Below are 23,177 nucleotides of genomic sequence, written 5' to 3'. Positions count from 1 at the left end.
CAACGCTATATATACGCTCTATCATAAGAGAAAGGCAAGAAATGGAATATTTATGAGTATTACCTTAAGCCCAGAGCAAGAACAGATAATTCAAGTTTTGCTAGCCACAGGTAGATTCCACAGCGTTGATGAAGTAATTAAAAGTGCATTACGCCTTTTAGAAGAAGAGACTATTTCTAATCAAGGGTGGCTGGAAGAAACTCGCACCAAGATTGATGAAGGTATAGCATCACTTGAAAGGGGAGAAGGAATTGATGGTGAAACTTTTGTGAATCAGCTTTTAACACAGTTGCAGCAAGCAAAAAAGGCTGAGAAATGAATCGGTATATTATCTCACTACCTGCTTCTCGTGATTTACAAGCTATTGCAGATTACTTCGCGGTAGAAAATGTTGAGGCTGGTGAACGACTTTTATATGCGTTTAATCAAAAATGTCAACAACTCGTTAACTTTCCTCATATGGGAAGAAAATACCAAGATTTGCTTCCAGACTTAAGAGGACTTCCATTAGATGGATATATTATTTTCTACATAACTACTAACGACGGAATTGAAATTGTTAGAGTTGTCAGTGCCAGACGTAATTTAACATCTCTATTTGCAAATCCAGAAGAAAACCTATAATTAATAAACTTATTAGTGCCATATTAAATACCTTATTTTATTATTAAGGATTAATAGCCACTTTTATTACTTTCCGCGCTTTCATATCATGAAAAACCTGTTCTAAATCTTTTAATGGTCGCTGTTCACTAATCAATAATTCAAAGGGGATTTTACGACTAGCAATCAATGACAGCGCAGCCCGCACATATTCGGGGGTGTTATGAAATACGCCTTTTAAGGTGAGTTCGCTGTAGTGTAATTGTTCTGTGTTGACCGTAATTGTTGTATCTCGTGGACAACCACCGAATAAATTGACTGTAGCACCAGGACGAGCGCAGGCGATCGCAGTTTCCCAAACGCTGGGTACTCCCGTTGCTTCAATCACCACATCTGCACCCCAACCTGGGGTTAGTTCTTTCACCACACCAGGAATATCGGTAATTTGATGATAATTAAAGGTTTTAGCTGCACCCAGTTTTTGACCAATTTCTAGTCTGTGGTCATTACCTCCCCACAGCAGCACCTCAGTAGTATCCGCCAACGCTGCAACAAACATCAACCCAATTGCCCCATCTCCTAAAACCACAACTCTATCTTTGGGTTTAACATTAGAACGGGCGACCCCATGCAGCACACAAGCCAATGGTTCAGTCATAGCCGCCAATTCTAACGGCAAATCATCAGGAACACGCAACATATTATGCTGCACAATCGGGGCAGGAATTTTCAAATATTCCGCAAATGTGCCGTTATTCCAAGTTAAATGCGGACATAGAGAATATTCTTGGCGTTGACAAAAAAAGCATTTCATGCAGGGGGCAGAATTATTAGCAATGATGCGATCGCCTACTTGCCAACCTGTTACACCTGCACCCACTGCAACAATCTGTCCTGCGGCTTCATGACCAAACAAAGTTGGCGGTTTCAACATCTTGGCATGACCACCACGCCGCCACACTTTTAAATCTGTACCACAAGTAGTAGCAACCCCTACTTTAATTACTACTTCACTTACATCTGGATAGGGGTCTGCAACTTGTTCTAAGCGTAAATCTTCTTGACCATATAGTAATGCTGCTAACACAGCCTTCTACCCCATAATTTAGCTCCACCTGATTTTATCAGGTAGAGCCAAAAACTACACATTGAAAACCCAAGAGATTACAGTACACGAGAGAGAAACAACTCAGCACTCAGCACTCACAACTCAGCACTCACAACTCAGCACTCACAACTCAGCACTCACAACTCAGCACTCACAGACGATTGAGCAACAACACCAGTATTGCGCGTATCCACATTTGGTAAGCGATTAGTATTTAAAAGCGGAACTTCTTGTCTACAAGACAAACAGAACCAATACAATTCATTGTGACGAACGTGGCGCAGGAGAGAACCACCGCAACATGGGCAATTGTTTACTCGCATACTCATCATACCAATCTCCTCTTCAAGAAATTATTGTTGAAAAATGTTAAAAAAAGTTGTTGTTTAAAATTAGATTTGAGCCGCATGAATATAACTGCTTAATTGGATTTGATTATTGATCACTTGTTCATAGACGGCTTCATATTTGTTAACCATTTGGATAACACTAAATTTGTCTTCTACATATTCTCTACACTGGCGACGATTTAATTCCAGAGCCGCCGGAATCATCTGAACCATTTCATCATAGGTTTCGCAAATAAAACCTGTTTTGCCTTGTTCTATCACCTCTGTTACAGAACCTCGATTTATGGCGATTACTGGTGTACCAGTTGCCATTGATTCAATCATCACTAACCCAAAGGGTTCTTGCCAGCTAATAGGAAAAAGAGTTATTGCAGCGTTACCAAGTAATTGAGCTTTTTGTGTATGGTTAATTTCGCCTAAATATTCTATCTGCTGCCCGTCTATCTGGGGAAAAATTTCTTGTTCAAAAAAATTGGCATCGACTACATCAACTTTCCCCGCCATCTTCAATTTCCAGCCAGTTTTTTTAGCCATTGCGATCGCATATTGTGGCCCCTTTTCGGGAGAAAATCGCCCTAAAAATGCTAAGTAAGGCGGTTCTTGCGGTTGGGCAATGAATGGATAATCTGCTGGTTCAATCCCGTTATAAACGGTTTCAATATAGTTGAGATGAATTTGACGCTGGGCGTTACTAATACTGACGTATGGCTGTTTTTGGTGATAACTAAAAAGGTTCTGGTTATCTTTAGTAAAACTACCATGCAGAGTGTGTACAGTCGGAGTTAAAACCAAACTCGCCAAGGGTAATGCCGAAATCCCTATATGAGAATGAATCAGGTCAAATTTCTCTGCTTGTTGGTAAACTTGACTAAGTTCTAGCATTTCATACACGGCATACTCTTGGACTGTATTGTCGAAGCGTAATGCACGTGGGTAAACTGCTGCTAAATTAGCCAAGGTTTGAGAATCACCAGAAGCGAATAATGTAACCTCATGACCACGACGTACTAATTCATTGGTCAAGTGACTCACTACCAGTTCAATCCCTCCATAATTGGGAGGTGGAACTCGTTCCCACAGGGGGGCAACTTGAGCGATTTTCATAAATTGTTTTGGTTCTGTCGGTAAGATGCTCCCCACAATAAAATCTTTAATAATATTATGAGGAAATAAAATTATTACTGACAATTTTGCAATTTAAATTAACCTAATAGACTCCTTAAAGGGTAATCTTGGTTAATTTGAGATCATACGTCATAGCCACTAACCCACCGCCTTTTAAATATAACTCATGTATTCTAAGTTTCATCTACCTTGGGGATCAGAAACTAGTAAAATATTTTGTAGCAGAACTCACAATATAGTGAAATTTTGTAGCTAACAATACTAAAAATTATAGATGGGATCAATTTTTTATGGTGTCCATTTAGAGAAAATGGCTAAAAATAAAGAAACCTGATAAATATTAAATAATTCTAAAAAATCATCGTTAAAAATTTGTTCTCTATACAGACACTGTTAATTAACTAATGAAAATCGCTACTTGGAATGTCAACTCAATTCGCACTCGTCTAGAACAGGTTATTGATTGGTTAAGGCAAAATCCCGTAGATGTTCTCTGTTTGCAAGAAACCAAAGTTGTAGATGCAGATTTTCCGCGATCGCCTTTAGAAGATTTAGGCTATCACCTGTATGTGTCAGGACAAAAAGCCTATAACGGTGTGGCCTTCATTAGTCAGCAACCACTTAAAGATGTTACTACCGGATTCACAGCAGTTTTACCAGATATTGATCCAGCATGGGACGAGCAAAAACGGGTAATCACTGGTGTAATAGATGGTGTGCGGATTGTGAACCTCTATGTTCCCAATGGTTCATCCGTGGGCAGCGAGAAGTACGAATTTAAACTACGCTGGTTGACAGTGCTGCGGGAATATTTGCAAACACTTCTGCAATCTGAACCTAGCATCTGTATGTGTGGCGACTTTAATATTGCCCTAGAAGCCAGAGATATTCACGAACAAGTCAAAGCCGAAAATCACATCATGGCCTCTGAAGCAGAGCGTCAAGCCTTACGAGATGTTCTAGAACTAGGCTTTGCTGATGCCTTTCGTAAATTTACTAATGAAGGCGGAAACTTCAGTTGGTGGGACTATCGCACCGCCGCCTTCCGTCGCAACTTGGGTTGGCGCATTGATCATCACTATCTGACATCTGTATTATACGAGCAAGCAAAAAGCTGCACTATTGACATCACCCCTAGAAAACTACCCCAACCCAGCGACCATACGCCGGTAATTGTGGAATTTTCAAGTTGAGATTTTAGATTAGATATTGCCCAATCCCCAATCCCTAATAATTATGTTTTTGGTAACTGGAGCAACGGGAGATATTGGTCGTCGAGTTGTGCGACTCCTACGCCAACGGGAGCAGTCTGTGCGGGCATTTGTCCGCCTCACGTCGCGTTATGGCGAATTAGAACACCGAGGCGCAGACATCTTCATCGGTGATTTAAGGTATGAAAAAGATATTGCCAAAGCTTGTCAGGGTGTTCAATATGTAATCAGCACTCACGGTTCTGATAGTGATGCTCTTGCCCTAGATTACCGGGCTAATATTGAACTTATTGATCAGGCAAAAGCCAATAGAGTGCAACACTTCGTCTTTATTTCTGTACTAGGAGCTGAACGAGGGTATGAAGATGCTCCCGTGTTCAAAGCTAAACGGGCTGTAGAACGCTATTTAGCGGCTAGTGGCATCAATTACACTATTTTACGTCCGGCTGGATTAGCATCTAACTTGCTCCCCTTGGCAGAAAGATTCCGCGAAACAGGGTTATATCTATTGATTGGCGATCCCAAAAATCGAACTTCCATCGTCAGTACGGATGATTTAGCCAGGATAATAGTAGATTCTGTAAGCGTTCCAGGCGCACTGAATCAAATATTTCCAGTCGGAGGTTCAGAGATTTTATTCCGTGAAGATATTCCCCAAATTTTTAGTCGCATCTTTAATAAAGAGCCAATCGTGATTCACTCCCCATTATTGGTAGTGGATGGTTTAAGGGGTGTTTTGGGATTAATTAACCCGAAAGCACAACAGGCTTTAGGAACTTTTCGGACATTACTGTCCAATGAGTTTTTCTGTAGAAAAGAGGAAATAGCTAACATAGAGCAAACTTTCAATTTCTCTTTAGAAACCCTAGAAAGTTTTTTACGGCGATATTTAGCAGTTTAAGTTTACTTATGGGGCCTAGGGAATGGGTCATAGGATATAACAAAATACCAATCCCCTATACCCCTACACCCCTACACCCCTATACCCCCACTAATTATGAAAAATTCCCTAGCAGCCAATGCTGCTCAAGCACGTCAAACCAAAGAGCAATTTGCTAGACCAGAAGACCAACTATCCTACGAACTGGGTAAAGCCATTAAGGAATTACCGCCGCTTTACACCAGATTATTAGCAGGAACAATTAGCTTAGTAGTATTTGGCGCGATCGCCTGGGCTGGTTTATCGGAAATCGACGAAGTGGCTGTTGGACAAGGGGAATTAATCGCTTCCACCCAAGTACGCCCAGTTACATCTCTAGGTAATGGGGATATTGTTTCTATCAAGGTGAAAGAAGGCGATCGCGTCACCAAAGAACAAATCCTGATTCAGCGCGACCCAGACCTCAAACAAACTGATGTCACACGCCTAGCTCAAAGCACCAAATTAATTCAAGAAGACTTGCAGCGTTTGCAAGCAGAACGCACCGGCGGTCAAACTACCACTACAGACATCCAAGATGAACTATTAAAATCTCGTCTGCGTGACTATCAAGCACGCCAAGCCTCCGCCGAAGCAGAAGCTAATCGTCAAAAAGCACTTATCGACCAAGCAAAAGTCCGCTTTACACGATTGCAAGATAATCTCGCCAGTGCCAAAACCAGCGTTATTAATGCTAAAACAAACCTTGTCAATGCCGAAAACATCCGTGTCAAGGTAGAAAGTAATCTAGAAATTTCCCAAAGCCGCGAAGAAAATCTTCGTACTCTGATTACGCCTGGTGCTGTTCCTAGAGTCGATTATCTAGAAGCAAAAGAAAGATTAACTCGCGCCCAGACAGATATTACCAGGGCTAAAGACGAAGTAACAAATGCCCAAAATAGATTAACAGAAGCTCAAGACAGAGTTACATCCCTACAAAAAGATATAGCAGCTCAAGTTCAAGAAATTCGCCAAGTCGAAGAAGCCTACCAAGCCGCCCGTAGTCAAGCACAACGTGTAGCATCAGAACGCAAGAGCGAAATTTTAACTCAGATAAATCAGCGTCAAGAAGAACTCACTAATATATCTGGTCAGTTGGAGCAAGCCAGAAAAGAAAAAGATGGAGAAACTATCAAAGCTCCAGTAGCAGGTACTATCTATAAAATTAAAGCCACTAAAGGGCCAGTACAAGCAGGGGAAGAATTGCTGTCAATCTTACCGGAAGGGGAAGAAATTCAGTTAGAAGTGAAAGTCCTCAACCGCGATATTGGCTTTATCCAAAAAGGAATGAAAGCAAAAGTAAAAATCGCCACCTTCCCCTTCCAAGAATTTGGGACTATTGATGGTGAAGTTGTCCAAGTCAGTCCCAACGCTACTGTTGATAAAGATTTAGGTTTAGTTTTTCCTACTAGAATCAAACTGAAAAAACACTCTCTCAATGTTCGAGGAGAGGAGGTAGCATTTACCCCAGGAATGGCAGCTACAGGTGAAATTGTGACGCGTAAAAAATCAATTTTGACTTTTATCATAGAACCTGTAACTCGTCGATTCAGTGAAGCATTCTCTGTCAGATAATCAACTTTGGTAGTAACTCACTAAAGCTACCGTGTACACACAAGTCTTAAAATCCCATTCACGACTTGCTTTATAGCCCTTCAATGTCATTCTGAGTGGAGCGGAGCGGAAGGAAGAATCTCGGACTTGCACCGTAGTCTCTAGATGTTTCATTTCGCTGTCGCTACATTCAACATGACAGTTGAGAATTTTCTCAAGGTTCTGAAATGTATGTGGGTAGCACTTGTGTGTACACCGTACCTCACTAAAGGGAAAAAAGAACGATCGCCTGATGCAGATTGTTAATGCGATCGCCAAACCCAACTTCAGCAAAAACAAAGCGATCGCCTGATGCAGATTGTTCATACGATCGCTAAACCCAACTTCAGCAAAAACAAAACGATCGCCCAATTAAGATAATTTGAGGCGATCGCTTTTGTATTGATGTACTCTGACCTCTCTCCAAACCTCTCTCCTACAAGGAGAGAGGCTTTGATTCTTGCTCCCCTTCCCTTGTAGGGAAGGGGCTGGGGGTTAGGTCTGTCCTAGATTAAATTGCCAAGCACATCCGCCAGCAAAATATCCTCATCCGCCAGCAAAATATCCTCATCAATCAGCAAAATATCCTCATCAATCAGCAAAATATCCTCATCCGCCAGCAAAATATCCTCATCCGTCAGCAAAATATCCTCATCAATCAGCAAAATATCCTCATCAATCAGCAAAATATCCTCGTCCGTCAGCAAAATATCCTCATCCGTCAGCAAAATATCCTCATCGACGGAGTTCACATCCTCATTCACGAGTATCAAAGGCTGATAACTGATATGGCAATATTCACGTAGGTACTGATAAAATTTGAGAAAGCATTAGTATTCTTATGCGCTATCGTATATTTACTAATTTATTCTTAATTTTATCTTTAGCATCCACACCCCAGCTTGTAGTTGCTCAAAACACTATTGAACAACTATTTAAACAAGGTGAAGCCGCAGAAACGTTATTTAATCACTCCCAAGCCGAGAGAATTTGGCGTAGAGTTTTGCAACTCGAACCTAATAATGGCAAAGCCTATAACAATTTGGGTAATGCTTTGCGGCGACAAAGAAAATTAGATGCGGCATTAGCAGCGCACCAAAAAGCTTTACAACTTAATCCCAATGATGCGGAAGCTTACGCAGGCATAGGTAATGTGCTAAATGCTCAAGGGAAACCAGAGGAGGCATTAGCACAGCACAAGAAAGCATTGCAAATCAACCCTAACTTAGCTACTGCTTACAACGGCTTGGGAAATTCCCTATATAACCAAAACAAATTAGACCAAGCGATCGCCGCCTACGAAAAAGCGATTCAACTCAACCCTAACTATGCCAAAGCTTACAACAATCTCGGCAATGCCCTATATAACCAAAACAAATTAGACCAAGCGATCGCCGCCTTCCAAAAAGCGATTCAACTCAACCCTAACGATGCCACTGCTTACTACAATCTCGGCAATACCCTGTATGACCAAAACAAATTAGACCAAGCGATCGCCGCCTACCAAAAAGCGATTCAACTCAACCCTAACTATGCCGATGCTTACAACAATCTCGGCATTGCCCTGAGAAACCAAAACAAATTAGACCAAGCGATCGCCGCCTACGAAAAAGCGATTCAACTCAACCCTAACTTTGCCATAGCTTACAACAATCTCGGCAATACCCTGTATGACCAAAACAAATTAGACCAAGCGATCGCCGCCTACGAAAAAGCGATTCAACTCAACCCTAACTATGCCGATGCTTACAACAATCTCGGCATTGCCCTGAGAAACCAAAACAAATTAGACCAAGCGATCGCCGCCTACGAAAAAGCGATTCAACTCAACCCTAACAATGCCGATGCTTACTACGCTCTCGGCTATACCCTGAGTGAACAAAACAAATTAGACCAAGCGATCGCCGCCTACCAAAAAGCCCTAACATTACCAGAAGATACTTTTGCAACTCTTACTACTGCTCATACTGGTGCTAACAATGGTTTGGGGTTAGTATTCCAACAACAGGGGAAACTTCAAAAAGCCATAGAACATTTCGACAAATCAGAAGCAATTGACCCCAATTTTATCTATGCCAGTAACAACAATAGAGAAGCACGGCGATTATGGACTGAACAACAAAATAAACTAGCCAGCGTAGAAGACGATCGCCAATGGTTGCCCAAAAATGACCCCACATTACCCATTAAGCGTTCTGTGGTACTCATCACTGCCGAGTTTTTCAGCCTAGAACGTCAAGGAACAGAGATTGGTACTGGCGTAGTCATTCACAGAGAAGCCAACCGGACATTAATCCTCACCAATCGTCATGTGATTTTTGATGGCAATGAACAAGGTAAAAATATGCAAGTGGAATTTTTCAGTTCCCCGCCACAAAACCGTGTGCGAATGCGTCGAAATGCCCAACTGTTCAAAATGACCCCTCTAAATGGACTTGATCTAGCTGTTTTAGAAGTTAGCGGTAACTTGCCAGAAGATATCCAACCTCTAGCCATCTCTGCAACCGCCATCAAACCCAAAACACCCATTCAAATTATTGGGCATTCTGCTCAACGAAATGAAGATAGGTCATGGTCAATAGTACCAGGAACAATTAGCAGCCATGAAAACCAAAAACTAGAAATCTCCCAAGCCGAACTCAAACCCGGTTACTCTGGCAGTCCTGTACTCGACTCCCAAAATCGCCTAGTAGGCATCATCATTAGCCGCAAAAAAGGAGAAACGCGAAGTTTCGCCTACCCCATCTCCGAAGTTAAACAACTACTATCCACCTGGAATATTACTTTCAACCAACTATGAATTATCAAACTATTCTTACTAACGCTATGTGTAACTTTCTCTCAAACCTAACCCCCAACCCCTTCCCTACAAGGGAAGGGGAGCAAGAATCAAAGCTTCTCTCCTGGCAGGGGAGAGGGGAGCAGGAATCAAAGCCTCTCTCCTTGCAGGGGAGAGGTACTCTAGCGAGAAGCCGCTCCGCGTCTTTGGAGAGGGGTTTCCAACATCAACTACACATCGCCTTTGCTACCCTATTTATCCTCAGCCTCAGCCATCTCCCGGCAACTGCTACTTGCCCCACCGGCAACCCCCGTTCTACCGATTACATCCGTCGCCAACCCCCCAACCGTTGTGAAGGCATCAAACTCGAACCCCTAAGCGGCAATAGCTTGAACCTAATTTCCATCGCCACCCGCAACCTTACCAGCTTCGGCAAAAACCTGACATTACAAGTTCCCCGCATCCGTGGCGGTAACAATCCCCAAGTCATAGTTAAATCATTAGGAGACAATTATCACTATCAATTAGATGACTTGTCATTATCTAACAAAGGTGCAAATTTCCGCTTTAGCTGGAATACTTACGTTCTCAGAGAAGCAAAAATCCCAGCTAACAAACTTCGTGCTGTAGCTGCCTATAACCTTGGTTCTCAAAATGTGTATGTTCCCGTGATTTTGGGGCAAACTTCTGGTAAATATGAATTTGTCTTTTATTCCGAAAATCGAGTCAGATTCACCAGCTTTAGAATCAGCCCAGTAGGCAAAAAACCAATTTACAGCACATCCAGCCCCAACGCCAAAAGCGGTGAAATTATGTTCACATGGGATGGACAAAAAGCCCCAGCCGGTCGCTACGAACTGCACTATATTGCTAATATTGAACGCAGAAATCAACCTAGCGATCGCCTGGAAAGACGAATTATATTTGAACATAACCCCAATTGGTTGAAATAAAACATGGCATCTCGGCACAAAGCCAGACAACAATCTCGCAATTTCATCAACATCATACGGAGTCTGATCAGTAAAATTAACCTCACTAAATTAGTCAATTTTTTGCGTGTCAATACTAAAAAAATTAACCAACAGCTACCAAAACTTAAAACCTACCTAGCCCAAAGAAGAACCTTTATTTTTGGGTTGCTGTCACTTTTGGCTTTTAGTGTTGTTACCGTTGCCGCCATTTTACCAGGAACACACATATTTGAAGGTAATCTCATTTTTCAAGAAATGACTTTTACCTATAATGATCTGCAACCTAAATTATTTCTTGGCAATATTAAAAACATTAAAGAACTAGAAAATGAAGGCAGCCAAACACTAACTTTTACTGGTAGCTTTCAAAGTGAATCATTGCCCCAACTCAATCAATTAAACTCTTTAAAAATCCAGCTTACCGACAGAAAGAGTAAATTAATTATTACTCCAGCTAATCCCGATACAACCAGCGAAATCACCCTAGAAGAACTGCGAATCCAACCCCAAACCAAAGTAGCCGGATTAAATTATGACTTTTATCGTCAGCAACTAGCTTTTTCTCTTTTAACCAACCCTCAAATAAATCAAAATAACTTCAACACCTTAAAAATCTACCTAGGTGAACAACCAGTCAAAGTTATTTTAGAAAATTATAAATTACCTGATTTAAACTTACCCCAACAACAAGATCAACAAACACAATTAGATTTTATTGTCAACCCAAACAATAAAGAATTTAATTTAGAACTGGCACAAAATACCAACATTTACATTACCCTATCCCAACCTCCCAAACCTCAATCAGAGCAATGGTTTAGGGGAAAAATAGCCACTAAAGATGTGAGATTTTCCCGTGTAGATAGAAATAGCCGCGACATCAGAGATGATTTAGAAGTTTCTACCATTATCGAAGGCAAAATTCGCATGGCAGAACAGGAAAGAGAAATTCAAGATAACCAATTTCTTATGGGAGAAGATCCTAATGTGCCACTAAATATTCAACTCATCCGCCATTTACAACTTATTCCCGATAAAAAAGGTATAGAGGCGCGTTTCTCTGGCAGAACTAAACAAATTCAAATCGGACTAGACCAAGATTTTCCCGTTTCTAGAATCCAAAGTAGTTGGTTAGATAGCTTTTTACCCCGTGATGCGATTATTGCCCTATTCTCCTTTGGTGTCGCTACAATTGCCAATCTGCTTTCTTGGTTATTTAGTAACGCGCCTAAATCAGATGCAAAGAATAGCAATTAAAAATGATAGGTGACAGGTGACAGGTGACAGGTGACAGGTGACAGTCCGAGATTCTTCCTTCCAGTTCCTTCGCTTCGCTCAGGACTCCACTCAGAATGACATTTCAGGGTTAGTAGCATTTCATTCCTTATAGCGTTTCCTCATCACATGAGGTATATCATAGCCCCCTCCTTGCTTGCGGGGAGGGGGTTGGGGGTGGGGTTCTTGTAACTCCCTAAAGGGGGAAAAGAGCGATCGCCCTATCTACGTGCTTCCAGATGACAACGTGTTTAATATCGTTGGATTAGCAACAAAAAAGGAGTCTAATTAGACCCCTTTTTTTATTCAAGAATATTTAAGTAATTGATGACGAAAGTAAAATGTAAATATCTTCTACTTTCTGCCTTAATTACTTAACTGCTACCTTACCGCCAGCTTCTTCAATCCGCTTCTTAGCATCTTCAGCAGCATCCTTAGCGATCGCTTCTTTAACTGCTTTAGGTGCAGCTTCTACCAAGTCTTTCGCTTCTTTCAGACCCAGACCAGTGATTTCCCGTACAACTTTCAGTACAGCAATTTTCTTATCAGCTGGTACAGATTCTAAAATTACATCAAACTCGGTCTTCTCTTCTACTGGTTCAGCAGCAGCACTAGGAGCAGCCATCATCATCATTCCACCAGCAGGTGCAGCAGCACTTACGCCAAAAGCTTCTTCAATTTGCTTAACTAGCTCGGAAGCTTCCAACAAGGTCAAAGATTTCAATTGTTCTAGAATTTGATCGGTTGTTGCAGACATTTATATTACTCCCGTAATTTTGATTGTTTTTTTTGGTAATTGTTGAGTGTGTAATAGGTAATTGGGTTTATATCACCCTTTATCTATTCCTCACTAGCACTCTCATCGCCACTATTTTCTTTATCAGCGACAGCCTGCAAAGCACGCGCCAGCCCACTGGGAACTTCGTTGATACCCACGGCGACTTTTGTTGCCAAAGCGTTGATAGCTCCAGCAATTTGAGCCATGAGTTCTTCTTTAGATGGCAAGTCTCCTAAAGCCTTGACATCCGGTGCTTGGAGCAGGCGACCATCCATTACACCACCGCGAAGTTCTGTCTTCTTAGAGGCTTTTTGGAAGTCTTGATAAGCTTTAATTGCAGAAGAAAAATCTTCTTCAACTAATAAAAAGGCAGAAGCACCTTTCAACAACTCCGACAGGGGTTGCCATTTTTCATCGTCTTGAATGGCAATACCCATAAAAGTGTTCTTAGTCACTTTGCAGCTAGTGCCAGTGGGACGCAACCGCCGCCGTAAGTCGGTAATTTCGGCAACTGTCAGCCCTTGGTAGTCAATTACCAGTGCCAAAGTTGACTGACTCAAAGTTTGTTTGAGATCAGCTACTATCTCTTTTTTGTTTTCTAGTGTTCTACCCATGTCGGTTTCACCTCCCGAAAATAATTGTCGATTTCTCTGTGATGATTTTTATCTGACTAGGGCATAACAACAAACCCCAGCTATGTTAGCCGGGGTTGAGGATTAATACTCTGGCTGCCATGATAAGACACAATTATGAGTCTCATTTTTGGCAATAGAGCTTTACCTAGGCAGGATATTAAGCGATTAGCACCTGCTGTCTCCGGCTTTGCTTATTAAATTTTGGGGAGAGTGGTGAGTGGGGGGTAATCTCCTACTTCCCACTTCCTACTTGCTAATTAAGCAGCTTCAGTCAGTTTATAATCTCGTAAAGCAGCAATATCGAGTTTAATTGATGGTCCCATCGTGGCAGACACATAAATTGAACGCCAGTAGCGGCCTTTTGCTCCTGAAGGACGGTTACGGTCAATCGTCTCTTGCAACGCCTTCAGGTTAATCAATAAATCTTCAGGCGCGAAGGTTGCCTTACCAAACATAACATGAACTATGCCTGTACGGTCAGCCCGGAATTCTAATTTACCTGCTTTAAATTCCGCGATCGCACTTGCTACGTCAAATGTGACTGTACCACCTTTTGGTGATGGCATCAAACCACGAGGACCTAACAATTTACCCAGTTTTGCCACCTGTGGCATTACATCTGGTGTAGCGATCAATTTGTCAAAATCCATGCGCCCTTTTTGGATTTCGTCAATTAGTTCTTCAGAACCAACTATGTCAGCACCAGCATTGGAGGCTTCGGAAACTTTTTCACCACGAGAAATCACAGCTACTCGGACAATTTGCCCTGTACCTTTGGGTAGTGCGACTGTGGTACGTAATTGTTGGTCTGTATATTTTGGATCAATACCTAGGCGAATATGAGCTTCTGCTGCTTCCGCAAATTTAGCTGTGGCAGTTTCTTTCAGAAGTAATAAAGCGTCTAAAGGTGTATATTCTCTATCTTCTACCTTGGCTTGCAGTCCTTGCAAGCGTCGGGATACTTTTTTTGTCATTTTTATCTCCTGGGGTAACTTGCGAAGCTTTGCTTCTCCCCCGATTCAATGCGTGGATTTTAGATTTTGGATTGATTTTCGATTGAGCTGAATTTTTAGCTCAAAACGCATCATCATCAATCTGTGATGGTGACACCCATATTTTTAGCTGTCCCTGCCACAATGTTCATCGCCGCATCTATATCATTGGCGTTGAGGTCAGGTAGTTTTGTTTGGGCAATCTCCCGCAACTGGGCGGTGGTGATTGAGCCAACTTTCTTTTTGTTGGGTTCGTTAGAACCTCTTTCAATTTTCGCTGCCTTGCGAATCAGTACGGATGCTGGTGGGGTTTTGAGTACAAATGTAAAACTCCGGTCTTCATAAACCGAAATTTCTACAGGAATTACCATACCAGCTTGGTCTGCTGTTTTGGCGTTGTACTCTTTGCAGAACATCATGATGTTCACACCATGTTGACCCAATGCAGGGCCAACTGGGGGTGCTGGGTTGGCTTTTCCAGCATTCAGGGCCAGTTTAATGACCGCTACTACTTTCTTCGCCATTTGTATTTAGCTCTGTTTTTCTACCTGATTAAATTCCAGTTCTACTGGTGTATCTCGCCCGAAAATCGATAGTAAGGCTTTTAGTTTACTCCGTTCTGGACTAACCTCAATTACCTCACCTTCAAAGTCCTTAAATGGGCCAGAAAGCACAACTATCTTATCACCTGTGGCCATGTCAATTTTGACTACTGGCTCTTGTTCGGTGGTTTGTTTGAATATGCGTTCTACTTCTGAGTGGCTTAAGGGTAATGGCTTAACGTGACCACGACTTTTGCCTGTGCCACGTTTTTGTTCCGCTCCCACAAAGTTAATTACATGGGATGTATTGCGTACTACTTGCCAAGTATCATCATCCAACATCATCCGTACTAACACATAGCCAGGAAATACTTTTTCCTCTGTATGATGACGGCTACCATCTTTGCGAATTTTCACTGATGGTGTATGAGGGATTTCTACTTGGACAATTTTATCGCCCACATCAAAAGTTTGGATGCGCTGCTCCAAGTTAGTTTTAACCCGTTTTTCGCAGCCTGAGGCTACTTGTACTGCATACCAGCGTGCTTCTTTTGACGCTGCTTCTGCTGTTTCCTCTGACTGCAACGCCGAGTTCATTGGTTCGTCTGTTGCAGAAGTCATCAGAATACCTGCTTTGCTGCCCAAGCAAACAATCCATCAACCAAATATATTAAAGAAGCTGAGAGTGTCACCATTAACAACACGGCAGCTGATTCGCTGACTAGTTGCTTGCGACTGGGCCAAACTACTTTCTCTAGTTCTTCTCTTGTTCCTTGGAAGAAGTTGAGGAAGTTAAACCCACTTGGAGTTTCTGCTATTTCTGCTTCATTCTTTTTGGCCACGGTCGTTTATCCCCCCATCTTTTTCAATACAGCTATACTCTGCTAATTTTCATCCAGGTTGACAGCTTTAACTCCATCAAATATTAACTGGAAGCAAAAAAGCTGCAAGTATAAAACAACTACACCCGAAATCAATAGCACCTTCTGCTATGTTAGCAGGTGTGCTACTGCTTCGGGCTGTGTTTTTACTTTCGAGCGCGCCCTGGAGGACTTGAACCCCCGACATCAGGTTTTGGAGACCTGCGTTCTACCAACTGAACTAAGAGCGCACAAGCTGGGTTGGGTTTGTTTGCTACGTTGAACTTTTTCAGTTTAACGCACAATCATTATGATAACACATTTTTATTGAAGAAACAAACTAGCGGCAGATGCCGCCTGTTAGCTAAAAATTTCTGGCATACTCAAGAGCCATAAAGTTATAAAGCCCGGTCAAAGCGTTGCTGAATCCGGGTAGCTTTACCAACACGGCCTCTGAGGTAGTAGAGTTTGGCACGTCTGACTTTACCTCGACGGATAATTTTGATGCTATCAATCCGAGGAGAATGGAGGAGAAATACTCGCTCCACGCCTACACCTTGGAAAACTTTGCGAACTGTAATGGTTTCGTTAATACCACCGTTACGCATAGCAATTACCACACCTTCGTAGGGTTGCACGCGGTATTTTTCGCCTTCTTTAATCTTTACGCCGACTTTTACAGTGTCGCCCACGTAAATTTGGGGGAGGTTTGATTTTAGATGTTCCGCTTCAATGGAACGGATAATTTCTTGAGCATTCATGGCTGGTCTGATTAAAAATCTCACGATCATTCATCATAAATGGAGAATCATCTTTCAGTCCACTATTTGAAGTAAATGTCTTAAAAATTGGGAATGGGGATTGAGGTTTAAGGGTATGGGGGAAAGATATTTTGACTGTTGACTTTCGTCTTGCGATGCTAGTCTGTAGCCTCCAACCTAGTATTTTCCAGAAATTCCTCCGTATCTAGGTTATATCCCCAATACGATCTGGGAGGAAGGGCGGTTATATTGTACAAACTCTTGCTCCAGGTGTGAGATTTATGAAATTTAGTATTGTCATCTCTACCTATAACCGCCTAAACTTGCTGCGTCGTGCGATTGACTCTGCACTAAAACAGACTATTCCTTGTGAGGTAGTTGTTGCTGATGACTGCTCATCTGAGGATACAGAAAGATATGTCAGAAGTTTGGGTAGTGCTGTAGTTTATCATCGCAACCAAGTCAATCAAGGTCATGCAGCAACAGTTAATGCTGGCGTAGAGAAAGCTAGGGGTGATTGGATCAAGTTTTTAGATGATGATGACTATTTAGATGTTAATTGTATTGAACAGATGTCCCAGGCGATCGCACTTTGTCCTGATGCTGCGATTTGCTCTTGTATTGCGGCGCAAGTCGATACAAATGAGGTAGAACTCAGCCGTACTCCTCAATTTGGACCCGGTTTAGCTTTTTATATTCCCCAAGCTGATATTCACTACGGAATGCTCTTGGAATTAATCCCCTTTGGTACACCTGTTCAAGTTGCTTGTCGCCGTGATGCTTTTTTGAAAACTGGTGGTTGGGATTCTCAATTAAACACCAACTGTGATGATATAGATTCTTGGATTCGCATTGCTCAGTTTGGCCACGGCATTTTCCTCAATCAGTGTCTTGCTTACCGGACAATTTGGCCTGGTGCTTATAATCAAAAATTTTCTTTTATTCAGCGTTTAAATACCAACATTTTGATGAAGGAAAAGATATACTCATTAGTTGATGAAAAACACCGTGATTACTTACCTGAACTGGAAGATATCAAAAATTATTTAAAATTACACTGGACTGTAGTTGCTTTAAAGAAGAAAGATTTGCAAGGTTGTTTAGGATTATTAGATACGTCTGTATGCTCTTTTGCTAATTGGAAATTTTTATTGACTGTGCTTTACTCGCGGCGGTCAAAAATGTATAGCTCCCATGTTAAAAAGTTTGTATTAATTGAGAATTTCTAAAAATGCAATAAATATCAAATTCATGAGGGAAATTTGAAAATTTATAAATTTAGCTATATTTAACCAAAGTTAGGGTTTCAAGTCCCATACATCTATCAGCAGCAGGTGTTTTGTTGGCGTAAATCCCGGTTACAAAACGTAACTGAGTAAAGCCGGCGGAAAGCTGTACTTATGAGGATGTTTGAAAAGGGTCTTTTTATGTCATCTTGTAGCTTGCTTTGCTACGCAACGCTATCGCGAACGACCTAAGAGTACGCAGTCCTGAGCCAAGGGTTCGCGCCAGCGTTCCCGTAGGGTAGGAACTGGAGTGAAATATATCAGTATGGGGCTTAAATCAAGGAAACTCTGGATTCTTCCCTTCGGTCAGAATGACAAAATTGTACTCTTTCAGATTTTTCAACCACGCTCTTAGAGAGTAGTGGGGCGCAAGCGCATTGCAAATTGATTTAACTGAGTTTTGAATCTATTGATTATTTCCGATATGTTGCATGACTAAATTAATACTGAGAACCTCAATTAAAATCGTGGTAATAAGCTAATCAGCATTTAATTTACAGGAAGGTAGGTCTGAAACCCTGACTACAAGCGAATCATTCTGGAAAAATGAATGACGATTAGCTTATCAACTTCTTTTGAAAATCACTGAAATCTTAGTGTATTTGCATTAGTAAACACTAAGATATTTACTTAGTAACATAATTAATGCCTACTTAATAAATACCCAGTCTAGCTTTTCAAAGAGTAGGGGGAATTGCTCTTATCCAGAAAATTAATTATACAAGTATTAACTTAATTACTGAGAGCAAATAGGCAAATGAAAATCAATAAAAAAATTAAGATTATTTGCCTAATTTTAAATTTACCGCTACTCCCATGACAGCTATATTTTTGATTACTGAGTATTATCAACAGCATTACGCAGTCGCATGAGTTGACGACGCATTTGAGGTGAAGCCTTAAATTCAGAAATCTCCTGCGCTTTAACAGATGCTTGTAGCATCTCTAAGAAATCATCAGAACCTTCTGTTAAAGCGTCTAGTAGCACTTGCAACAGTTCTTCGCGATCGCCTAATAAACTTTTTTCCTCAATCAGCCGGAATTTCAGATGTATTTCGCAATCATAAACACCTACTTCGATATTATTTATTTGCCGTGGTAATGCTTTAGAGTTCATAGTTTTGAGGATTCCTGTACTTGGTGGTTACGAGGTAAGGACTTATATCTCCAGAAAAAATTCTTTATATCTTTTTGAATCTACTCTGCTGGAATTAAGAATGTTTTTTTCAAGTCATAGCATTTATTTTCCATTGCACTCTCTTGTGTATTTTTAGACAGACTGGTAGCCTTTATCTTGTCATCTACCTGTGTTAGATGCTTTTAAAGCAAGCCATAACTATTATTCAGTTTTTGAGATTCTATACAATAAAGTTTCTGTAAGAAGTTGTTCTAGCTTTTTAAAGCTTTTTACATCAACTTTATTTTTAAGTCAATAATAGTTAGACTTTTTACTGAACTTTTCGTGTTTACACGTAAGTAAATCCGCTAGTTTTTTGAGCTTTAATTAGAGCTAGAGGCATTTTTATCGTCACTACGTAAAATTACTTGATGTACGTTTTTTTCAACATAAAATTCAGGAGAGTAAAATAAATAATTTTATCAAGTGTAAAATCTTGGTTTTAAACCATAGCATAGACTAAAAGCTAAATTAACCTGTATTTAGTCACTCCAGTTTGTGAATACGAAGGAATTGGAAATTTGGAATTGAAGGAAAATTCTCCCTTGTCTACCCTACCCCTCTACTTCTTCTCAATCCCCCAGTCCCCAATTCCCTTTATTAGTCCCTGGTCTAGCGTCTACAATAATTTCAGTATCATCAACATAAATCTCTCATCCTAGCTATGGACAACCCGACGCTGCTCAAGTCTACAACCCGTCATATACGCATTTTTGCAGGAGAAATTGACCGGGAAGGCGAACTAGTTCCCAGTCATCAGGTCTTAACATTGGATGTTGACCCAGACAACGAATTCAACTGGAATGAAGATGCTTTGCAAAAGATTTATCGTAAATTTGATGAACTAGTGGAAGCATCAAGTGGTGTAGACCTCACAGACTACAACTTACGTCGGATTGGTTCTGATTTGGAGCATTATTTGCGATCGCTCCTACAAACAGGTGAAATCAGCTACAATCTCTCTGCGCGGGTCACTAACTATAGTATGGGACTCCCTCAAGTTGCAGTTGAATAGAAGTAAATAGTCTTGATTTTGTGCTAGTGCGTAGCTGCGCCCTTTGGGAGACTGACATCTTGCACTTGGGTTAAAAACGGGTTTCTTGAGAATATTTGAGGCTGAAGCTCTCGATTATTCATTCCGAAGCCCGTTTTTTAGGTATTGTTGATAATAGTCCCAGGTGCTAAGTTTTAACTTTACTAAATAAATAATTGCTAAGGAATATATAGTAGATTCTGATACAAAAATTTGCTAATAAAATAGCAATAATACTTTCACGTTATGAAATAAGAGAATTTTATTTTATAGCGATGGGTAATGCAATCTTGAATTGTGAGATTGTCTCACTTCAAAAGACTTACGTTCCCTCTTTACATCAGCATAGTGCAGAACTATCTTTCGTTGAAATTTGTTAACCTTAACAAGTTAATTTTTGTAACCTTCTTTTACTTAGTCGCTTTTAATGCCTAATTAGCTTTCAGGAACTGCGTACACCAGAACAGATGAACAAAGCAAAATTTGTCTAGACAGCAGCCATCTTAATTCTTAATTAAAGTTCATAGCGGTGCAGCAAATTATCACCTAGAAAAATGCCTAGGTTCTCAGGTACTTACTCAAAAAGCCATATACTACCAGGAAACAGGAAATATTTAGTTGTAGTTATGCTTGCAGAACAGGGTGAAAGTAAGTTGCTCTAGTTATAGGAAGTTGCACAGGAATAGAAGCTATGATGAGGCTGTATGGTTGACAGATGAGTCTGTTCTTTGCATAGATTGTAAATTACGTATTAGTATTTTCTGGTATCTACCAGCTAAAATCATCATCCCAAGTTGGACAAGTCCAATTGAAGAGAAATGAGCGGTTTATATTGTTGAAGAAATTGCCAATCGCTGATCGGTGCGAACACTATGACAAATGATGCGGCAACGCTCCTCCACTGCCCAAATTGTCAGGCGACAAATTCCCTGACTAACAAGTTTTGCCAGCAATGCTCCACACCCTTACCTCAACGTTACTTGTGGGTTGGAGGAAACGGTCTAGCTGTAGGCAGTCCTGGTGAATTATTAGCCGATCGCTATTTAATCATTCATAAATCTGTTGTTTTCGACACTCACCCTGGTCTACCTCCCCAAGCACCAGAGGTAGAAAATTCACAGCCCATTAGACCTTATCTCAGGCTAATTCCCTATCGCTTAAACGTTCCCCAGGTCTATGGAGTCTTACAGCTATTTGAAGGAGACAGCCCCAGTGAAATCCTGCTGTTAGAAAAACCGCCAATAGTAATTGACAGTACAGGACAACAAATCAGTTTATGCAGCCAATTAACTGATGCTTGGAGTCATGCTACATCCATGCGCCAACTCAACTGGTTATGGCAAATTGCCCAGCTTTGGCAACCTTTAAAGAGTGAAGGTGTTGTTTCGAGCTTACTAGACCCTTACTTATTACGGGTAGAAGGGACATTAGTACGGTTGTTGGAATTGCATTTTGACCATGCTAAAACCCCAGAATTACCTCAATTAGGCGAATTTTGGCAGCAATTAGCCAGCAGTGCCAAACCAGCGATCGCTGATTTTGTTGATCAAGTTAGTAATTTATTGATTGTCGGCGAAATTGATTCACCAGAATTGCTCATTGGCGTTTTAGACCAAGGTTTAAGAGATTTAGGGCGAACCCAAACACCCACTATTCAAATTATTACCAAAACAGACACGGGAACTAGGCGTGAACGGAATGAAGATGCCTGTTATCCATCTAGTGGAACACTGTTGAGTAAACCACCTCAGACAGCCTTAGCTATTGTCTGTGATGGTATTGGTGGACATGAGGGCGGAAATGTAGCTTCTAATTTAGCTATTGAAACTATTCAGCAGCAAGTCCAGGACTTGACAAGATTACCTATTGATCATATAGATCCCTCAATTGTGCTGGCCGACTTAGAAAAAGCAGTAGCAGTTGCTAACGACAAAATTAGTCAGCGCAATGACAGCGAAAATCGCCAGGGTAGAAAACGCATGGGGACAACCTTGGTGATGGCACTACCTCTTGCCCATGAGATGTACATTACTCATGTGGGTGATAGTCGCGCCTACTGGATTACCCCCCAAGGTTGTTATCAAGTTACCCTGGATGACGATGTAGCCTCACGGGAAGTTAGATTAGGCTACGCTATCTATCGGGAAGCAGTACAGCAAGGTGGTGCAGGTTCTCTAGTCCAGGCTTTGGGGATGAGTCCCAGCACTTCTTTACATCCGACAGCACAGAGATTTATTTGCGACGAAGATACAGTATTTCTGCTCACATCCGATGGATTGAGTGACTTTGACCGGGTGGAAGAATATTGGGAAAAAGAAATTTTACCAATTCTCAATGGTGGCAAGAATTTAGTTGATGTTAGCGATCGCTTGATAGAAATTGCCAATACTAAAAATGGACATGATAATGTCACCATTGCTTTAGTACACTATCAAGTCAAATACTCTGAACCAGAGTCAACTATTCAAGTCGTCATACCTGATAGTGTCAGCATACCAACCGTGAATGCGACTGCAAGTCCAACATCACCAACATTACTAGAAAGTGACCCCGGGCAACCGACAAAAGTCCTGCGTCAAAAAACTAACTTCAGAAATCTACCCTTAAATTTAATAGTTCCATTATTATTAGCGATCGCCGTTGGTGCATTAGGCTTCTGGGCTAAGTTCATATGGGAAAACAGAAATAAACCTCGTGCAGACTCACGTCCAGAGATGACAAATCCAGTAACTGATATATCAGGGGAGAGGCGAATGGATAACCTCCAGACTGGATGGATAATTAGAACCAAAAATCCAATTTCTTTGAAAGATGGCGGAAAGTTACCCGGCGACACATATTTAAAAGTTTTGAATAAAAAACCTAATTCTCAGCTTGCTCCTGAAGATTATGATGTGTCTTTGTATGTATGTACGAATCCAGGCTCAGTAGCAAAAACACAAGTCATTACACTATTAAATTTGAAAAAATCCGGTGTAGATGTATTACAAGCGGATGATCAGTTCCCCTGTGATACATCTTCCAACGGAAAGCCCCAAACTGTTACAGAAAGTAAGTAGGTTGACTTGACCCTCCGAATTTTAGATTCTAAATTTTGGATTTTGGATTAGCAAGTAGGTTGGGTTGACGCAAGGAAACCCAACATAATTGATTTAACGCAAAGGAGCGCGGAGGTT

At 41.1% G+C, this 23,177-nt stretch carries 24 protein-coding genes, 1 tRNA gene and 1 other annotated feature; of the genes, 11 read left to right on the top strand and 14 right to left on the bottom strand.

What is annotated here, in order from left to right; translation table 11 throughout:
- The first annotated feature begins 52 nt into the window (after nt 1-52).
- The gene (locus tag L6494_RS17895) at nt 53-319 is read left to right on the top strand and encodes a type II toxin-antitoxin system ParD family antitoxin (RefSeq protein ID WP_190704487.1); all 267 of its coding nucleotides are present in this window, start codon (nt 53-55) and stop codon (nt 317-319) included.
- Entirely contained in the window at nt 316-624 is a 309-nt protein-coding gene (locus L6494_RS17890) for a type II toxin-antitoxin system RelE/ParE family toxin (RefSeq protein WP_237989032.1), read from the top strand. Before L6494_RS17895 ends, L6494_RS17890 begins: the two co-directional genes overlap by 4 nt.
- 43 nt (nt 625-667) lie before the next feature.
- Here L6494_RS17890 and L6494_RS17885 read toward each other — a convergent pair whose 3' ends face one another.
- The 3 genes from L6494_RS17885 to L6494_RS17875 all read right to left on the bottom strand — a co-directional run bounded on the left by L6494_RS17885 (nt 668) and on the right by L6494_RS17875 (nt 3,165).
- Nucleotides 668-1,690: a zinc-dependent alcohol dehydrogenase gene (locus L6494_RS17885; protein ID WP_237989031.1), complete on the bottom strand. Its 1,023-nt coding sequence runs from the start codon at nt 1,688-1,690 to the stop codon at nt 668-670.
- A gap of 158 nt (nt 1,691-1,848) precedes the next feature.
- On the bottom strand, nt 1,849-2,040 hold the full coding sequence (locus L6494_RS17880) for a hypothetical protein (protein ID WP_237996125.1): 192 nt from the start codon (nt 2,038-2,040) through the stop codon (nt 1,849-1,851).
- 63 nt (nt 2,041-2,103) lie between these two features.
- Nucleotides 2,104-3,165, bottom strand: a complete 1,062-nt coding sequence (locus tag L6494_RS17875) for a glycosyltransferase family 4 protein (RefSeq protein WP_237996123.1) — start codon at nt 3,163-3,165, stop codon at nt 2,104-2,106.
- 425 nt (nt 3,166-3,590) lie between these two features.
- Between L6494_RS17875 and xth the strand changes: the two genes are divergently transcribed.
- The 3 genes from xth (at nt 3,591) to L6494_RS17860 (ending at nt 6,891) form a co-directional block, all read left to right on the top strand.
- The gene (gene xth / locus L6494_RS17870; protein WP_237989030.1) at nt 3,591-4,379 is read left to right on the top strand and encodes an exodeoxyribonuclease III; all 789 of its coding nucleotides are present in this window, start codon (nt 3,591-3,593) and stop codon (nt 4,377-4,379) included.
- A gap of 43 nt (nt 4,380-4,422) precedes the next feature.
- Nucleotides 4,423-5,298: an SDR family oxidoreductase gene (locus tag L6494_RS17865; protein ID WP_237989029.1), complete on the top strand. Its 876-nt coding sequence runs from the start codon at nt 4,423-4,425 to the stop codon at nt 5,296-5,298.
- 96 nt (nt 5,299-5,394) lie between these two features.
- On the top strand, nt 5,395-6,891 hold the full coding sequence (locus tag L6494_RS17860) for an HlyD family efflux transporter periplasmic adaptor subunit (protein ID WP_237989028.1): 1,497 nt from the start codon (nt 5,395-5,397) through the stop codon (nt 6,889-6,891).
- Here L6494_RS17860 and L6494_RS17855 read toward each other — a convergent pair whose 3' ends face one another.
- Together L6494_RS17855 and L6494_RS17850 are read right to left on the bottom strand one after the other, a co-directional pair.
- The gene (locus tag L6494_RS17855; protein WP_237989027.1) at nt 6,892-7,281 is read right to left on the bottom strand and encodes a hypothetical protein; all 390 of its coding nucleotides are present in this window, start codon (nt 7,279-7,281) and stop codon (nt 6,892-6,894) included.
- 134 nt (nt 7,282-7,415) lie between these two features.
- Entirely contained in the window at nt 7,416-7,661 is a 246-nt protein-coding gene (locus L6494_RS17850) for a hypothetical protein (RefSeq protein WP_237989026.1), read from the bottom strand.
- Between the two features lie 89 nt (nt 7,662-7,750).
- Here L6494_RS17850 and L6494_RS17845 point away from each other — a divergent pair, with 89 nt between their 5' ends.
- The 3 genes from L6494_RS17845 to L6494_RS17835 are packed head-to-tail and all read left to right on the top strand — an operon-like array spanning nt 7,751 to nt 11,919.
- Nucleotides 7,751-9,709, top strand: a complete 1,959-nt coding sequence (locus tag L6494_RS17845; RefSeq protein ID WP_237989025.1) for a serine protease — start codon at nt 7,751-7,753, stop codon at nt 9,707-9,709.
- Nucleotides 9,706-10,641 (top strand): hypothetical protein, encoded by a 936-nt coding sequence (locus tag L6494_RS17840; RefSeq protein WP_237989024.1) that lies wholly within the window; start codon nt 9,706-9,708, stop codon nt 10,639-10,641. The genes L6494_RS17845 and L6494_RS17840 overlap by 4 nt, the downstream gene beginning before the upstream one ends.
- Before the next feature lie 3 nt (nt 10,642-10,644).
- Nucleotides 10,645-11,919, top strand: a complete 1,275-nt coding sequence (locus tag L6494_RS17835; RefSeq protein ID WP_237989023.1) for a hypothetical protein — start codon at nt 10,645-10,647, stop codon at nt 11,917-11,919.
- Nucleotides 11,920-12,307: 388 nt separating this feature from the next.
- Here L6494_RS17835 and rplL read toward each other — a convergent pair whose 3' ends face one another.
- The 8 genes from rplL to rplS form a co-directional block, all read right to left on the bottom strand.
- Nucleotides 12,308-12,694: a 50S ribosomal protein L7/L12 gene (gene rplL, locus L6494_RS17830; RefSeq protein ID WP_237989022.1), complete on the bottom strand. Its 387-nt coding sequence runs from the start codon at nt 12,692-12,694 to the stop codon at nt 12,308-12,310.
- A gap of 83 nt (nt 12,695-12,777) precedes the next feature.
- Nucleotides 12,778-13,329 (bottom strand): 50S ribosomal protein L10, encoded by a 552-nt coding sequence (gene rplJ, locus L6494_RS17825; protein WP_237989021.1) that lies wholly within the window; start codon nt 13,327-13,329, stop codon nt 12,778-12,780.
- 59 nt (nt 13,330-13,388) lie between these two features.
- Nucleotides 13,389-13,553 (bottom strand) — a sequence feature (ribosomal protein L10 leader region).
- A 54-nt stretch (nt 13,554-13,607) separates the two neighbouring features.
- On the bottom strand, nt 13,608-14,324 hold the full coding sequence (gene rplA, locus L6494_RS17820) for a 50S ribosomal protein L1 (RefSeq protein ID WP_190704512.1): 717 nt from the start codon (nt 14,322-14,324) through the stop codon (nt 13,608-13,610).
- 116 nt (nt 14,325-14,440) lie between these two features.
- Nucleotides 14,441-14,866, bottom strand: coding sequence for a 50S ribosomal protein L11 (rplK, locus tag L6494_RS17815; RefSeq protein WP_190704514.1), 426 nt, complete (start codon nt 14,864-14,866; stop codon nt 14,441-14,443).
- A 6-nt stretch (nt 14,867-14,872) separates the two neighbouring features.
- Nucleotides 14,873-15,505, bottom strand: coding sequence for a transcription termination/antitermination protein NusG (gene nusG, locus L6494_RS17810; protein WP_237989020.1), 633 nt, complete (start codon nt 15,503-15,505; stop codon nt 14,873-14,875).
- The gene (gene secE, locus L6494_RS17805) at nt 15,505-15,726 is read right to left on the bottom strand and encodes a preprotein translocase subunit SecE (RefSeq protein WP_237989019.1); all 222 of its coding nucleotides are present in this window, start codon (nt 15,724-15,726) and stop codon (nt 15,505-15,507) included. Before secE ends, nusG begins: the two co-directional genes overlap by 1 nt.
- Before the next feature lie 196 nt (nt 15,727-15,922).
- Nucleotides 15,923-15,995, bottom strand: a tRNA-Trp gene (locus L6494_RS17800).
- A 147-nt stretch (nt 15,996-16,142) separates the two neighbouring features.
- Nucleotides 16,143-16,505: a 50S ribosomal protein L19 gene (gene rplS / locus L6494_RS17795; RefSeq protein ID WP_237996121.1), complete on the bottom strand. Its 363-nt coding sequence runs from the start codon at nt 16,503-16,505 to the stop codon at nt 16,143-16,145.
- Nucleotides 16,506-16,786: 281 nt separating this feature from the next.
- Between rplS and L6494_RS17790 the strand changes: the two genes are divergently transcribed.
- Nucleotides 16,787-17,734, top strand: a complete 948-nt coding sequence (locus tag L6494_RS17790) for a glycosyltransferase family 2 protein (protein ID WP_237989018.1) — start codon at nt 16,787-16,789, stop codon at nt 17,732-17,734.
- Nucleotides 17,735-18,626: 892 nt separating this feature from the next.
- Here L6494_RS17790 and L6494_RS17785 read toward each other — a convergent pair.
- The gene (locus tag L6494_RS17785) at nt 18,627-18,908 is read right to left on the bottom strand and encodes an Npun_R1517 family heterocyst differentiation transcriptional regulator (RefSeq protein WP_237989017.1); all 282 of its coding nucleotides are present in this window, start codon (nt 18,906-18,908) and stop codon (nt 18,627-18,629) included.
- 724 nt (nt 18,909-19,632) lie between these two features.
- On the opposite strand from L6494_RS17785, the gene L6494_RS17780 reads away from it, so the two are divergent.
- Together L6494_RS17780 and L6494_RS17775 are read left to right on the top strand one after the other, a co-directional pair.
- Complete coding sequence (locus L6494_RS17780; RefSeq protein ID WP_237989016.1) at nt 19,633-19,983, top strand: NAD(P)H-quinone oxidoreductase subunit M; 351 nt, start codon at nt 19,633-19,635, stop codon at nt 19,981-19,983.
- A gap of 890 nt (nt 19,984-20,873) precedes the next feature.
- Nucleotides 20,874-23,060: a PP2C family serine/threonine-protein phosphatase gene (locus L6494_RS17775; protein WP_237989015.1), complete on the top strand. Its 2,187-nt coding sequence runs from the start codon at nt 20,874-20,876 to the stop codon at nt 23,058-23,060.
- Nucleotides 23,061-23,177 lie beyond the last annotated feature (117 nt).

Source organism: Nostoc sp. UHCC 0870 (assembly GCF_022063185.1).
In the GTDB taxonomy this organism is placed as follows: Bacteria; Cyanobacteriota; Cyanobacteriia; order Cyanobacteriales; family Nostocaceae; genus Trichormus.
Note: the sequence above shows the minus strand (reverse complement) of the source record. Positions and strands in the feature narration are given on the sequence as shown.

Bases quoted from the DNA above. Each gene is read 5' to 3' on its own strand.
- L6494_RS17880 (WP_237996125.1), bottom strand. From the start codon at position 2,040: ATGAGTATGCGAGTAAACAATTGCCCATGTTGCGGTGGTTCTCTCCTG.
- rplK (WP_190704514.1), bottom strand. From the start codon at position 14,866: ATGGCGAAGAAAGTAGTAGCGGTCATTAAACTGGCCCTGAATGCTGGA.
- L6494_RS17835 (WP_237989023.1), top strand. From the start codon at position 10,645: ATGGCATCTCGGCACAAAGCCAGACAACAATCTCGCAATTTCATCAAC.
- L6494_RS17785 (WP_237989017.1), bottom strand. From the start codon at position 18,908: ATGAACTCTAAAGCATTACCACGGCAAATAAATAATATCGAAGTAGGT.
- L6494_RS17890 (WP_237989032.1), top strand. From the start codon at position 316: ATGAATCGGTATATTATCTCACTACCTGCTTCTCGTGATTTACAAGCT.
- nusG (WP_237989020.1), bottom strand. From the start codon at position 15,505: ATGACTTCTGCAACAGACGAACCAATGAACTCGGCGTTGCAGTCAGAG.
- rplJ (WP_237989021.1), bottom strand. From the start codon at position 13,329: ATGGGTAGAACACTAGAAAACAAAAAAGAGATAGTAGCTGATCTCAAA.
- L6494_RS17895 (WP_190704487.1), top strand. From the start codon at position 53: ATGAGTATTACCTTAAGCCCAGAGCAAGAACAGATAATTCAAGTTTTG.
- L6494_RS17790 (WP_237989018.1), top strand. From the start codon at position 16,787: ATGAAATTTAGTATTGTCATCTCTACCTATAACCGCCTAAACTTGCTG.
- L6494_RS17860 (WP_237989028.1), top strand. From the start codon at position 5,395: ATGAAAAATTCCCTAGCAGCCAATGCTGCTCAAGCACGTCAAACCAAA.
- rplL (WP_237989022.1), bottom strand. From the start codon at position 12,694: ATGTCTGCAACAACCGATCAAATTCTAGAACAATTGAAATCTTTGACC.
- L6494_RS17845 (WP_237989025.1), top strand. From the start codon at position 7,751: ATGCGCTATCGTATATTTACTAATTTATTCTTAATTTTATCTTTAGCA.
- rplA (WP_190704512.1), bottom strand. From the start codon at position 14,324: ATGACAAAAAAAGTATCCCGACGCTTGCAAGGACTGCAAGCCAAGGTA.
- L6494_RS17840 (WP_237989024.1), top strand. From the start codon at position 9,706: ATGAATTATCAAACTATTCTTACTAACGCTATGTGTAACTTTCTCTCA.
- L6494_RS17780 (WP_237989016.1), top strand. From the start codon at position 19,633: ATGGACAACCCGACGCTGCTCAAGTCTACAACCCGTCATATACGCATT.
- L6494_RS17865 (WP_237989029.1), top strand. From the start codon at position 4,423: ATGTTTTTGGTAACTGGAGCAACGGGAGATATTGGTCGTCGAGTTGTG.
- xth (WP_237989030.1), top strand. From the start codon at position 3,591: ATGAAAATCGCTACTTGGAATGTCAACTCAATTCGCACTCGTCTAGAA.
- L6494_RS17775 (WP_237989015.1), top strand. From the start codon at position 20,874: ATGACAAATGATGCGGCAACGCTCCTCCACTGCCCAAATTGTCAGGCG.
- rplS (WP_237996121.1), bottom strand. From the start codon at position 16,505: ATGAATGCTCAAGAAATTATCCGTTCCATTGAAGCGGAACATCTAAAA.
- L6494_RS17875 (WP_237996123.1), bottom strand. From the start codon at position 3,165: ATGAAAATCGCTCAAGTTGCCCCCCTGTGGGAACGAGTTCCACCTCCC.